This window comes from Flavobacterium sp. PL11 (genome assembly GCF_035985025.1).
GTDB lineage: Bacteria > Bacteroidota > Bacteroidia > Flavobacteriales > Flavobacteriaceae > Flavobacterium.
The window spans coordinates 70414-84284 of the sequence record NZ_JAXCIA010000020.1 but is presented as its reverse complement, the minus strand read 5'-3'; the positions used below and the strand labels follow the sequence as shown (position 1 = coordinate 84284).

Below are 13871 nucleotides of genomic sequence, written 5' to 3'. Positions count from 1 at the left end.
TTTCCTCTTTCCTCTTTCCTCTTTCCTCTTTCCTCTTTCCTCTTTCCTCTTTCCTCTTTCCTCTTTCCTCTTTCCTCTTTCCTCTTTCCTCTTTCATCTTTCATCTTTCCTCTTTCCTCTTTCATCTTTCATCTTTCATCTTTCCTCTTTCATCTTTCATCTTTCATCTTTCATCTTTCCTCTTTCATCCTTCATCTTTCATCTTTCATCTTTCCTCTTTCCTCTTTCATCCTTCATCCTTCATCCTTCATCTTTCCTCTTTCCTCTTTCATCCTTCATCTTTCATCTTTCATCTTTCATCTTTCATCCTTAATCCTTAATCCTTAATCCTTAATCCTTAATCCACACCACTATTCAATATTTCTAGCTAGTTTTAAAAACACTTCATTCATAGATTCTACTTTAAATTGTTCTTTTAGTTTTTTTGGAGTGTCTAACGCTTCTATTTTACCGGCAACCATTATCGAAACTCGATCGCAATATTCGGCTTCGTCCATATAGTGCGTGGTTACAAAAATAGTCGTCCCTTTATAAGCTTGAGTGTAGATCATTTCCCAAAATTGTCTTCTGGTTATAGGGTCAACGCCACCCGTAGGTTCATCGAGAAAAACAATTTGAGGATCGTGTAATAAAGCCACAGAAAAAGATAGTTTTTGTTTCCAGCCTAATGGCAATGAGCCTACTAAGCTGTTGATGATGTCTTCTATTTGCAATTCTTTGACAAGCGAGGCTATTTTTGTTTTTATTTTGGCTCTTGACAAACCGTATATCCCTCCGAAAAAAATGATATTTTCTTTTACTGTTAAATCATCGTACATTGAGAACTTTTGACTCATGTAACCAATATTTTTTTTAACGATCTCTGATTGAGTATGTAAATCAAATCCAGCTACAGTTGCGTCACCAGCTGTTGGATTTGAAATCCCTATAAGCATTTTCATTGCAGTTGTTTTTCCTGCACCATTTGCACCTAAAAAACCAAATATTTCTCCCTTATAAACGTCAAAAGATATATTATCTACAGCCGCAAAGTCACCGAATTTTTTAGTTAAATTTTTTACAGTTATTATTTTTTCTTTTTCCATTTTTAGTTTAAAAAGTGTTCTAATTTAAAATAATTCTCTCTGCTTATTTTATTTTCATGACTGAAAATTATAAATCCATGAAAACATCTTCGATAGTGATTTGTGCCTGTTTAATCTCGATGTTTATATGCTTTTTATCTTGAAGGTATTTTTCTAAATCCTTAGTATGAAAATCGCTTTCTCTATCAATATAATGAAGGTATTCCCCAAATGCGTAAACACTATACTGACTTGGATAATTTTTTAAATCATGAATTAAGGAGTGAGTATCTTTTGTGGCAACGTCATAAATTATTTTATTGTAATTTTTAATAATATTCTCAGGAGAATCTATTTTTAGGATTTGGCCATGTTGTATCAGTGCAATTCGATCGCACAAGGAGGCCTCATCCATATAGGGTGTCGAAACTAAAATGGTAATGTCTTTTTGCTGCAAGCGTTTTAGCATTTCCCAAAATTCTTTCCTCGAAATAGGGTCAACCCCAGTAGTAGGCTCGTCTAAAAATAAAACTTTTGGAGCATGGATTAGTGCGCAACACAACGCTAATTTCTGTTTCATCCCGCCTGACAATGCGCCAGCGCGACGATTTTTAAAAGGTTCTATTTGAATGTATATATCCTTTATTAAATCGTAGTTTGCTTCGATTGTTGTGCCAAATATGGTTGCAAAAAAAGTAAGGTTTTCTTCGACAGTCAAATCCTGGTACAACGAAAATTTTGCAGGCATATATCCTACAGAGTTCCGAATAGCTTTATAATCCTTTACAACATCAAAACCCATCACGGAGGCACTACCTTCATTAGCAATTAATAAAGTTGTTAAAATTCGAAAAAGTGTTGTTTTTCCAGCACCATCAGGTCCTATTAGACCAAAAAGTTCGCCTTTATTCACTTCAAATGAAACATTTTTAACCGCTTTTGCCGTCTTATAGGATTTTGATATGTTTTGGACTTTGATACTCATTATTTAATCAATAAAAAATTACTAGTTTCAAACGCATCTACCCAATGCTTTATATAGGGTTCAATTTTTACATAATCGCCTGATTTTAGATTTAATTTTCTTCCTCTTTCATCGCCGTAACTTCCAGTTCCAGATACACAAACTAATAAGGCAGGCACTTTAGTGATATGCTCAGATAATTGTTTTCCTTTAGCAATTTGTAGTGATACAACTTTGTTCTCAGATGGCGCAAATAAAAGTGCTGTTTGAACCTCTTTTTGTTCCGTGTGCAAATCTTGCAAATTCATCGTTTTTATGGCTTGTAATGGAACCGATTTACAGCTTATTAAAGTTAAAATGGTAAGGAATAAGATTGTTTTTTTCATTATAATAGATTTTAATTTTAGATTTATTGCGTTTTACTTGATCCACATTTCTGCTGGCATTCCTATTTTCAAACCGCCGTCATTTATAACTTTTATTTTTACAGCATAAACTAGATTGACTCTTTCTTCTTTGGTTTGGATGATTTTTGGTGTGAATTCTGCTTGTGTTGCGATCGATGAAATAGTTCCTTTATAGGACTTCATTTCCTTTACACCATCAATCTTTATCGTTACTTCTTGACCAATTTTTAGCTGAGGTAGCTGAGTTTCGCTCACAAAAACTCTTAAAGTCATTTCTGAAATATTGGCGATTTTATATAATGGTTTGCCAAAAGCAGTTATTTCTCCTGGCTCTGCATACTTAGTAAGAATCGTTCCTGTAATAGGGTTAATAATTGTACTTTTCTTAATTTGATCGTTTATTTTGTCAATTTGCGCATCGATCGATTTTAAATCGCTTAAAATAGGAGCATTTTGTGTGCCTACGCTTTTTATTTGTGCTTCGATAACTTTGACTTTTCCATCAATTTCATCGACTTGTCTTTTAGTTGCTGCGTTTTCGGCATACATACTGCTAATTCTATTTTTCTCGAGTTGAGCCGTTTTTAGCTGTTCTGCTAAAACACTTTTTTGGGATAAAATATTTGCTGATTTAGATGAAATACTACCTTTTGAAGCAATCAATTGCTGTTTTGTCAAGTACAATTGGAGCGTATCAACTAAACCAACTTGGATTTGTGATTTTAATAAGTCGCCTTCCTCTACTTTTAAGAATTCAATTTTGCCATTAGATTCAGCGGAAATTGTAATTTCTGTTGCCTCAAAATTTCCGTAACCATCTGCTTTCTCATTATTTTTATTGCAGGAAGTTAATCCTATAAGTGTTAAAATTGCTATGTTTATTTTTTTCATAATATGATCTTTTCGGATACTTGTTATTTTCCTTTTATTATTTCCAAATTTGCTTTGGCTGCTGCCAATTGTACTTCATGTGTTTTTAGACTATTTTTTGCTTCGAATAAGTTAGTCACTTCTACAAGATATTCAGAAGTTGTAATGACTCCATTTTTCATTTGAGCATTAGCTGAGGCAGCGATTTTCTCTCTAATAACGATTACTTCGGCATCAGTTTGTAAAAGTTGTTCTGTCTTATTAATATCGCTTTCCATTTCTTGCAACTGCATCTTATTGTTCAATTCAAATGTTTCTTTTTCTGTACCAATAATAGCTTTTGAAATGTCTAAAACTTTTTGATCTGTTTTATTTTTGCCCCAATCAAGTATATTCCAATTGGCTTTTACACCTACAACAAAAAAGGGCTGAAAAGAATTATCTAACATATTTAATCCAGGATTTCCGTATCCTCCTTGACCAAAAGCATTTATTTTAGGAAGTATAGATTTAGCTAGCGTGTTTTTAGTCAATTCTATCTGTTGATTTTGTAAATCGTAAAAAGCAATTTCGGGTCGCACATTAATGCTTTGATTAACAAATTGAGGCTGGACAACTACTATATCTGATTCGAATTCTGTAAATGTGAGTTCCGATAAGTTTTGTATCATTTTTGTATTTTCGAATTGTATTTCGGTGATCTGCTGTTTGATTTTTAATATTTCAGCTTCCAAAATCAATTCGGAAGCGGGAAGAATAGCACCAAATTTCACTCCTGATTGTACTTCTTTTACTTTAGACAAAAGCAATTTATTTTTAGATACCAGTAAGGATTTCTTTTCTTGTAATAATAAAATAGCAAAGTAATGTTGATTGATTCTGCTTTTTAATTGATACAGTGAAACTTCAACTTGCTGCTGCTGTGTTTTGGTTTGTGCTTGTTTTAATTTGGCATTAGCCGCAATCATTCCACCATTATAAATTAGCTGATTTAGATCTATAGTTGCTCTGTACTGATCTTTATTTATGGGAGAAGTTCCCGGGATGGCTGCAGGAAATCCTATTACGTCTGACTGATAGGTTGCTTGTGCATTGAGATCAATTTTTGGTAATTTACCTTTATTAAGTGATTCAATTTCATTATCTGATTTTGATTGTAGTAACTGATTTTGTTTGGCCAGTGGATAGTTTTTAGTAACTAAATTGTAACACTCTTTTAATGTCAAATTTTGTTGTGCATTTGAAATCATGGGAATGAAGATTAGATACAATAAGATGAAATTATTTTTCATTTTCTACATTTTAATACTATTGATAATAAAAGAGGAAACTTCAGTTTTGCGATTTTGTAGTAATTGATTGTAATTTTCTTTATCTGTGTTCGTTAGAGCCATCAGTAGCGGCTCAGCGATGAAAGGGAATACATTCAAAGACATAATATTGATAAATAATTGTTCAGCTGTTATAGGTTTAATGGTTCCCGTTTTGATTGCAATTGTAACCTGTAATTTGAATTTATCTATGGTTGGGAAACTTTCTTTTGCGCGTAGTTTGTTTATAAATTCTGGATTTCTATTTAGCTCCTGAATTACAAAATTGGGCAAGTAGGGATGCTCGATGACAAAAGAGATGTAATTATCCGTAAATTTTATAATTTTATCAAAGAGATCACTTTCGTCATTTAGAATAGTGTTCAATTGTGGTGCAAGTAGAGAAAATGCACTCGAAAATACTGCCTCAAATAGTAGTTGTTTACTTCGGAAATAATAATGAAGTAAGGCTTTGTTTATTTTAGCCTTATCCGCAATTTCTTGCATTCTAGTACCATCCATTCCTTTTTGCTGAAAAACTGCTTTTGCCGCGTTTAGTATTTCTATTTCTGTATTTTCTAATTTTATCTTATCCATTTGATTTAATTATATAGTTTAACCATTCGGTTAACAAAGATATATTAAAAATAGCTTCAAAGATTATTTATTTCATTATTTTTTAAATTGATGATTGTATTCAAGTTTAATTCTAAAAAAGCGAGTTATATTTGGCAATTGTGAAATGAAGATATGGTTGATCTCAAAATTAAATTTTCCCTTATGAAAAAAGTATTACTAATTTGCTTGTTTTTATTGACTACGATGTATGGTTTTAGTCAAAAGGGGTCAATAAAAACCAATACTGAATTAGCTATAATTCCGCAGCCGAAATTCGTAACTACTGTGCAAAAAAAGCTTAATATAACAGCTTTAAAGGAATTAGAATTACCAAATGACTGGCGCGATTTAGGGGAGCAAATTATCGATTTTAATAAAAAAAATAATTTGATTGCAATTAGAATTGTTGCAAAATCTAAAAACACTGCGATAATTATAAAAAAAGTATCCAATTTAGGTATGGAATCCTACAAATTAGATATAAATGATAATGGTGTTTCTATCGAAGCTTCAGATTATGGCGGAGCATTTAACGCTTTACAAACGTGGAAACAAATTGTATGGCAAGCTAAAAATAACACCATAACACATTTAAAAATTGAGGATCAACCCCGATTTAATTACCGCGGTTTAATGATTGATTGCAGCAGACATTTTTGGACTGTAGATGAATTGAAACAGACCATTACCCAAATGTCTTTTTTTAAACTGAATAAATTGCATTTACATCTTACTGATAATAACGCGTGGAGAATTGAAATTAAAGGGTATCCTAAACTTACGTCGGCAGGTACTTATTACAAAGATTATCCAGAATTATCCAATAAATTTTATACTCAAGAGGACTTAAAGCAGGTAGTAGCATTTGCAGGAAAACATAATATTGAGGTAATTCCAGAAATTGATTTACCTGGTCATGCAATAGGTATTCTTGCAGCATATCCAGAATTGTCTTGCACCGGTGGAGAATTTGAAGTTTTTCCAGAGGAAATGCCTATGAAAGATCGTAAGCGCGGTCATATCAACATGGTTTGCCTAGGAAATCCTGACGTATACACCTTTGCAGAAAAGGTGATTCAGGAATTAGTTGCTATTTTTCCTTCTCAAAAAATCCATTTGGGAGGGGATGAGGTTCCCACAAATATTTGGGAAAAATGTACTAAATGTCAAAAATTATATCAGGATCAGAAGCTTAACAATTGGGGAGAATTGCAAGATTATTTCACAATTAAAATGGCAGAAATAGTTAAAAAACAAGGCAAAACTATGGTGGGTTGGGACGAGATAAATGAACGACACGCCGCTTCGCCAGAAGATATTGTAATGGCTTGGCGTGATTATGGCTTTAAGCAAGCTGCTGAAGCTTTAGAGCGCAATGTTCCTGTAATTATGGCACCTCAACACGGCTGCTATTTTGATTGGGGTTACGCAGGAAATGCAACTCGTAAAGTATATGAATGGGATCCTATTTCAAGTGAAATGGAGGTACTAAATAAAAATAATCTGGTTTTAGGCGGTCAAGCATGTTTATGGACAGAGCGTGTAGCCACTCAAGATAGATTAGAAGAAATGCTTTATCCACGAATTACCGCTCTTGCAGAAGTATTGTGGTCTCCTAAAGAAAGTAGAAATTGGGATTCTTATTTAGGTAGATTGAATCAAAGTTACGATATGATGAAAGCGCTAGGGATCAATTATTATGTAGACGATGCTATTGCTGAATCAGAGTTTATCCCTAAAAAAGAAAAACCAGCTTTAGTAAGACATGCATATCTAACTACTAACTTACAAAATCATGGAAATTACCATGTTGAATATATTTTTGATGGCAAATCAAATACATTTTATTGGGGAAATAGAAGTATTGGTGTGGGAGATTGGTACCAAATTCAATTGGGCGAACCTATCCAAACCAATAAAGTTTCAGTGATCACAGGCGATAGTAAAGATTACATTCAGTATGCGGATTTATTAGTTTCAGAGGATGGTGAAACATTTAAAAAAGTGGCTTCTTTCACTGATGATGGTATGGCTGAGGCCAATTTGGAAGGTAAAACCATTCGAGCAATTCGAATTGAAGCTACAAAACAGCATACCTCTTGGCCTGTAATTAAAGAAGTTAAAATAGAGTAACGCTTTACTGATTGCTAAATAAAAAAATGATATTATAGTTTTGTAGATTTTATATGCAAGTTTGAGTATTAATTTTCCTAAAAGTTCTAAACTTAAACTTGCATATTGTTTCTAAAAAAGCATTTTATAATTTACTTTTCTTTAAAGCGGTTATTAGTTCTAATAAATCTACAACTACATAAGTAGAAGAATAATCAGAAACAGCATAGGGAAGAATTAAACTATTATTGTGAATAATACTACCACATGAATACACAACATTAGGAACATAACCTTCTCTTTCATCCTCCTGTGGAGAAAGTAATGGTTCTTTTAATCTTCCTATTTCTTTTGAAGGATCGTCTAAATCAAAAAGCGAAGCACCGATGCAGTAACGTCGCATAGCACCTACACCGTGCGTGATTATTAACCAACCTTCAGTAGTCCAAAGTGGTGAGCCACAATTACCAATTTGCGTAAATTCCCAAGTAAACTTAGGTTCTTGAATCATGATAGGATTATTCCATTGGGTGGCTCTATTAGAATACATTAAATAATTATTAACGCCGTCAATTCTAGAAAGCATGGCATATTTGCCTTTAATTTTTCGTGGAAATAAAGCTAAATTTTTGTTTTGAGCTCCATTTCCATAAAGTGGCATAACGCGAAAGGTGTAAAAATCATCTGTTGCAATAAGTTTTGGAAGAATCACGTGACCATTATACGCGGTATAAGTTGCCATTACTTTTTCAGAATTATCATCATCGATAAAACGGACAAATCGAGCATCTTCAATTCCGCGACTTTCGGAATCGGAAATAGGAAATATCACTCTTTCTGTTATATCTGAATCATGCTTAAAGATCAAGTCATAATAAGAATTTGACAACCAAATTATTTCTTCTAATGCTGATCGTCTTTCTTGTCCAATGGAAGGATCTTTTAATGCTTTTAATAATAAATTTTTTAAAAAGCCATATTCAAATTCATCAGCTAATTCGCTAGTAATATCTGTAACATACTTATCAGGAATACGCATCTCATGCAGTTTCATCAAAAATCGACGTTTATTATATAAAGATTTATGTTCAATTTCTGCTTTATCGATATTGTTACCAATTTTCATTATACGAAGATTATTATCCCTATCTAAGATCCCTCTTCGAAAAACGATGGATGAAATATGACCTTCTCCCGTTGCACGGAATGAGATTATAACTCGCTTTTCTCCTTCTTCAAGATCCGATTGATCAAAGTCTTCAATTATTGATGGGTTAAAAAAAGCTGCGGATTCTATGGAATACTCCATTGTACAATAAGAACCGATAAGCATTTTGCGTTCCTGCGATAACGTATCATAATTGATTTCCATTCCTTCAATTAGTCCTCTTATCTTTTCGCAGTGAGAAAGAAATGTATTAGATATATTTCGATGTCTTCTTGCAAATTCTCTTAACGTGTTTTCTAATGTGTTTCGAACTTGCTTCTCATTTAATTTCATAATATGATGAACCATTATTTGAGTGCGGTGATCACCATTCATAAAATATCGGGTAATCACTCTTTTAGAATCGGGAAGGAATGTTATATTTTTTCTTGTTACAGGAACGCGCATAGTTTTGATTTTAGATTATATAAAGTGAAAACTACTTTATTAAAATATAGTTCTGCAATTTATTGAAATTCTCAAATTTGAGTTAAAATATAAATATTGAAATCAAATAGACAGGTATTGGTATGAATATTAATTTGATTGATATGACGCTACTCATAAATCCAAATTTCTCAAATTTACAAATAAAAAAATTAATCGAAAGTCGAACAGATCTTAAGTTCAACTATGATTAATCCATATATAGAATAGATTTAAATATTATATGGCTATTGAGTGGTAGAGTTGGAAAATTATAAAATTAAAATGAGGTATCTTTCACTGATAATCTTCACGATTAAATACAAAATCAATTAAAATTAATTGAATTTTCATCTCAAAAATATTCTAAGAATTAACATTAAATAGTTATTTATTAAATGTCTGCCTTATCTTTTTACTTTAATTGCGCAAGATAGCTTATTAATACATATTTATTTTTGTGAAATTTCAGTGTAATATCATTAATTAAATAACTAATCATCAAAAACTTAATAAATATAGCTTTAAAATTAAAAATATTTAATCAAGGGTTGAGTTTTAAATTTTGTAAGCTTAAAATTAGGATGCAGACATAAAAAATAAATGATTAATTCATTATTTAGAAGATTAATTTACAGAAATATATTTTTTATTTAAGATGGTTTTTTATCAATATGGGCAAAATCAATATCATAAATTGCTTTTGCCTATTCGGGTAAATATTCTTTTTACTGTAATCCAAACGCTCAACAATTTGAAATAACTAAAAATGCAATCTTTATTTATTTCAAAACTGCAATATTAACATTAGTAATAGATGTAAGTGAACCTTACTAATCTCTGCTAAAATAAATTAACTAAGTTATAGAAACAAGTTATTGCCGCACTTTTATATTGAAAATTCGGAGGTTTGTTGTATCCAAAGTTATTCTAAATTCTTATTTTTTTAATCCTAAGCGGATTCGAAGGTTTACAAGTGCAAACGCTTCGACTTTGCTCAGCGAGACAAAACGACACAATAAATAATTCTTTTGCTTAATCTCTGACAGCTTTAATATTAACTGAATTTAAAGCAACATCATTTAAAACACAATCAGCTTCTTTTTCTTCAGCCAAATTTTTTGATAATAATTTCGCAATATCATTTTCACCTAAAGTCTTTGCAAATGCTACTAATGTACCATAAGTAGCTATTTCATAATGTTCAATCTTTTGCGAGGCAGCAATAATTCCAGCGTCTCGCACCGCACCTGGTTGAGTTTCCTCTAGTATACTGTCTCCTTCCTTAATTAATCCTGCCATCGCTTCACATTTTTTTCCTTCTGCCTTTTCACCTAAAAAATTAAAAACATCCTCTAAACGTGTAATTTGAATTTTAGTTACTTTTAAATGTTCATTAATAGCTGATTGAAGACTAGGAGCAGTAGCATTAGCTACCATTTTTGGTAAGACACCAATCAATGCATTTTCAGCCCAATAGATATCCTTTAGACTATCAATAAATAAATCTTTTAATTCTGACGCCGCATCATTTTTTGGTTGAACAACTAAATCTTCTCCTTTACTTTTGTGTGAAATTTTATTGTCTTTCATTTTATCTGAATTTTTCATATCATTATTTTTTATTGTATAAATTTTCTTCACGATCCCAGAAACGGTGTTTGCCCATAGCTTCTATAAATTGTTCAATAAACTCCGAAGACGCTGCATTATCGCTTATAATAATACCTTTGTCATCCTCTTTAATTTTAGAAGAAAGAGATACTGCTTGTATCACTTTTTTTGCTTCACCATCAGCGGCAATAACTTTACAATGTTTATAAGCATCATTCAAAAATTCCTGCACATCTTCGTTTTCGATAAGGCTTGTAACATTTGTAGTATGTGGAATGTAAATAGCGTCGAAAAGAACTGATGAGGTAGTGAGAAAACTAAAATCGATTGCTATTGCACCATTTTCTTTTGTTTGCAAATTTCCTAAATGAGGGGCTATTATAAAACCTTTAGCATCATGTTTTATAAGCGCTTCTTTCATATTTAATACACTCGTTTCGGAGACGCCTTCAGCGCAAATTATTCCAACTCGACGTGTTGCAATTGTGCTGGAATTGATGGGATTTTTAATCATTGTCAATGCATCAGATGAGCTCACTAACTGTTTTACTGTTTGTGATTCTTGATCACCCATTTCATTTTCTGGTGACACTCCATGATTTATTGGTTTTTCGAGAATAGGAGGTACAGTGGCTCCTAATCCTTTGGCAACTTGTTCAGCTAACTGCATATCTACTTGTGATAAAAGACCTAACATTCGAACTCTAATAGTGGTAGTTTCCACTTTGCCTAGTTCAAAACGTAACGCTTTAACGATATGACTTTTTTCTGCTGGAGTCTGACTATTAAAAAACAGCTTAGATTGACCAAAATGGTCATTAAAACTTTTACTACGTCCCCGAATTTTGTGCGCATCAATTCGCTCATTAAAACTAGAAAAGCCTCCTTCACTAATTTTAGTTTGAAAAGGACAGCCAGATCCAAGAGAATTTGGATGGTAACTTACACGACCTTTGTTAATTTCTTGGCGCATGTGCCCCTCACGCTGATTATTGTGAACGGGAGCTATACTTCTATTTATTGGTATTTCATGAAAATTAGGACTTCCTAATCTTGATAATTGCGTATCGGTATAAGAGAATAATCGACCTTGTAATAATGGATCGTTACTAAAATCGATTCCTGGCACCATGTGTCCAGGATGAAATGCAATTTGTTCTGTTTCGGCAAAGAAATTATCTGGATTTTTGTTTAATACCATTCTACCAATTATAGTTACAGGCACTAATTCCTCAGGCACTAGTTTGGTAGGATCGAGAAGATCAAATTCATACTTGTGTTCGTCTGCAGCTGGGATAATTTGTATTCCCAATTCCCATTCAGGAAAATTACCCATTTCTATAGCGTCCCATAAATCTTGACGATGAAAATCAGAATTTTTTCCAGATATTTTTTGAGCTTCGTCCCATACCACAGCATGAGTTCCTAATTTTGGTTTCCAATGAAATTTAACAAAAACTGATTCATTGGCTTCATTGATTAATCTAAAAGTATGGATACCAAATCCTTCCATCATTCGGTAACTTCTTGGAATTGCTCGATCAGACATAAGCCACAATACATTATGCATTGATTCTGGCATCAATGAAACAAAATCCCAAAAAGTATCGTGCGCTGAAGCTGCTTGAGGGATTTCATTGTGAGGTTCAGGTTTAACGGCATGTACTAGGTCTGGAAATTTGTTAGCATCCTGAATAAAAAACACTGGCATATTATTACCAACAAAATCATGTATTCCTTCTTGCGTATAAAATTTGACTGCAAAGCCACGCACATCTCTAGCAAGATCAGTAGAACCACGAGACCCTGTCACTACAGAAAATCTTGTAAATACGGGTGTCTTAAGTCCCATCGTTTGTAAAAAACCCGCTTTCGTTAATTCTGGTATAGGATTGGTAACTTCAAAAAATCCATGAGCACCAGACCCTCGTGCATGAACAATCCTTTCAGGTATTCTTTCATGATCAAAATGAGTAATTTTTTCACGAAGAATAAAATCCTCTAGTAATGTAGGTCCGCGTTCACCGGCTTTTAAGGAGTTATTATCATCATTAATTTTTAACCCTTGATTAGTAGTCAAAAATTTGTTGATGCCATCAGATTTATTCTTTAGCAAATCCCTTTGTTTATCATCTTGTAAATTTTTCATATATATTGCTATTATTTTTTAAAATATTGTATTAATATTACTAGTTTTAAAAACTAGAAGTCAAATTCAATACTTTTATATTGTATATGCAGTCAAAACTAAACATGAAAAAATAAATCAAATTATAAAATTCAGCGTAGGACTTATATAATTTTACGTTACATGCAATTGTTTATAAAAAAATCATGTAGTTGTCAGATAATTTTTAACTTTTATCTTGAAAGGATTTTAATTTTAGACATCGATATTAGATCTATATTTTACTTTTAGATAAAAAATAGTCATCAATAATAATATTAAAGCCATGTAAAACTATCCCGTCAACTGCTATCCTCAATTTTAATAATTGTATAAAAACTATAATTAATTGTATAATATTTATTTGTAAAAATGTAAGTAATTTTATGCAACATCAATAATTCTAAAAAGGGCTAAGGCTATAATTTTAAAGTTGCTTTTTAAAAATTATTTAGTGTGTAAATAATTGTAAAAATTTATCATTATCATTGATTTATTGGTTAGTAAAAAAATATTTTTTACTACATATTAGGATAAATAAATTAATACAATAAATTTATATTTTTAATTTATTTTAAAACATTAATCATCATGAATAGTAATAATTTATTAGCTGGGTTAGGTGGGGCAATTGTATTAACGATTTTAAATGAAACGCTCAAAAATGTTAGTGGAGATATGCCTCGTATTGAGCTTGTAGGAGAGGAGGCCGTTCAAAAAACAGCTGCATTTTTTGGTGTTGAGATAAGCGATCAAGACACCCTTTATGGAGCAAGTTTGGTGGGTGATCTATTGAGTAATACTACCTATTTCAGTTTAATTTCTGGAGAAGGAAGCGCATTATGGACAAAAGCAGCATCCGCTGGTATAGTAGCAGGACTAGGAGCTGTAAATCTTCCTTCCAAATTAGGCTTAGAAGATGAACCGGTAGCTAAGAGCCCAAATACAAAACTATTAACTACAGCTTATTATTTAGCTGGAGCACTAACCACAGCAATGTTACTTCAAATTTTAGAAAAATATAATTCTACTAAATTATAGTTGGTAAACATTATAAATTCTTAGAGAAGAATAGTTTGTCTTACAAATTTATTGCGTTAAAAATTGCAGTA

At 32.1% G+C, this 13871-nt stretch carries 11 protein-coding genes; 2 read left to right on the top strand and 9 right to left on the bottom strand.

Annotated features, from left to right (window positions below):
* Positions 1-350: 350 nt before the first annotated feature.
* From RCH18_RS11530 to RCH18_RS11505, 6 genes are all read right to left on the bottom strand, one after another.
* Positions 351-1085 carry an ABC transporter ATP-binding protein gene (locus RCH18_RS11530; protein ID WP_326936907.1) on the bottom strand — a complete coding sequence of 245 codons (735 nt, stop codon included), beginning with the start codon at positions 1083-1085 and terminating at the stop codon, positions 351-353.
* Between the two features lie 67 nt (positions 1086-1152).
* On the bottom strand, positions 1153-2049 hold the full coding sequence (locus tag RCH18_RS11525; RefSeq protein WP_326936906.1) for an ABC transporter ATP-binding protein: 897 nt from the start codon (positions 2047-2049) through the stop codon (positions 1153-1155).
* Entirely contained in the window at positions 2049-2414 is a 366-nt protein-coding gene (locus tag RCH18_RS11520) for a hypothetical protein (RefSeq protein ID WP_326936905.1), read from the bottom strand. The genes RCH18_RS11525 and RCH18_RS11520 overlap by 1 nt, the downstream gene beginning before the upstream one ends.
* Positions 2415-2447: 33 nt before the next feature.
* Positions 2448-3326 carry an HlyD family secretion protein gene (locus RCH18_RS11515; protein WP_326936904.1) on the bottom strand — a complete coding sequence of 293 codons (879 nt, stop codon included), beginning with the start codon at positions 3324-3326 and terminating at the stop codon, positions 2448-2450.
* Positions 3327-3349: 23 nt separating this feature from the next.
* Positions 3350-4597, bottom strand: coding sequence for a TolC family protein (locus RCH18_RS11510; protein ID WP_326936903.1), 1248 nt, complete (start codon positions 4595-4597; stop codon positions 3350-3352).
* 3 nt (positions 4598-4600) lie between these two features.
* A complete protein-coding gene (locus RCH18_RS11505; RefSeq protein WP_326936902.1) occupies positions 4601-5212 on the bottom strand; it encodes a TetR/AcrR family transcriptional regulator in 612 nt (203 codons plus the stop codon).
* A 183-nt stretch (positions 5213-5395) separates the two neighbouring features.
* Here RCH18_RS11505 and RCH18_RS11500 point away from each other — a divergent pair, with 183 nt between their 5' ends.
* Entirely contained in the window at positions 5396-7366 is a 1971-nt protein-coding gene (locus RCH18_RS11500; protein ID WP_326936901.1) for a glycoside hydrolase family 20 protein, read from the top strand.
* A gap of 124 nt (positions 7367-7490) precedes the next feature.
* Here the strand turns inward: RCH18_RS11500 and RCH18_RS11495 are convergent, their stop codons facing one another.
* The 3 genes from RCH18_RS11495 to RCH18_RS11485 form a co-directional block, all read right to left on the bottom strand.
* Positions 7491-8960 (bottom strand): glycoside hydrolase family 130 protein, encoded by a 1470-nt coding sequence (locus tag RCH18_RS11495; protein ID WP_326936900.1) that lies wholly within the window; start codon positions 8958-8960, stop codon positions 7491-7493.
* 1053 nt (positions 8961-10013) lie between these two features.
* Positions 10014-10589 (bottom strand): YciE/YciF ferroxidase family protein, encoded by a 576-nt coding sequence (locus RCH18_RS11490; RefSeq protein WP_326936899.1) that lies wholly within the window; start codon positions 10587-10589, stop codon positions 10014-10016.
* Between the two features lie 4 nt (positions 10590-10593).
* Positions 10594-12741: a catalase gene (locus RCH18_RS11485; protein WP_326936898.1), complete on the bottom strand. Its 2148-nt coding sequence runs from the start codon at positions 12739-12741 to the stop codon at positions 10594-10596.
* A gap of 609 nt (positions 12742-13350) precedes the next feature.
* Here RCH18_RS11485 and RCH18_RS11480 point away from each other — a divergent pair.
* Positions 13351-13800 carry a hypothetical protein gene (locus tag RCH18_RS11480; protein WP_326936897.1) on the top strand — a complete coding sequence of 150 codons (450 nt, stop codon included), beginning with the start codon at positions 13351-13353 and terminating at the stop codon, positions 13798-13800.
* Positions 13801-13871 lie beyond the last annotated feature (71 nt).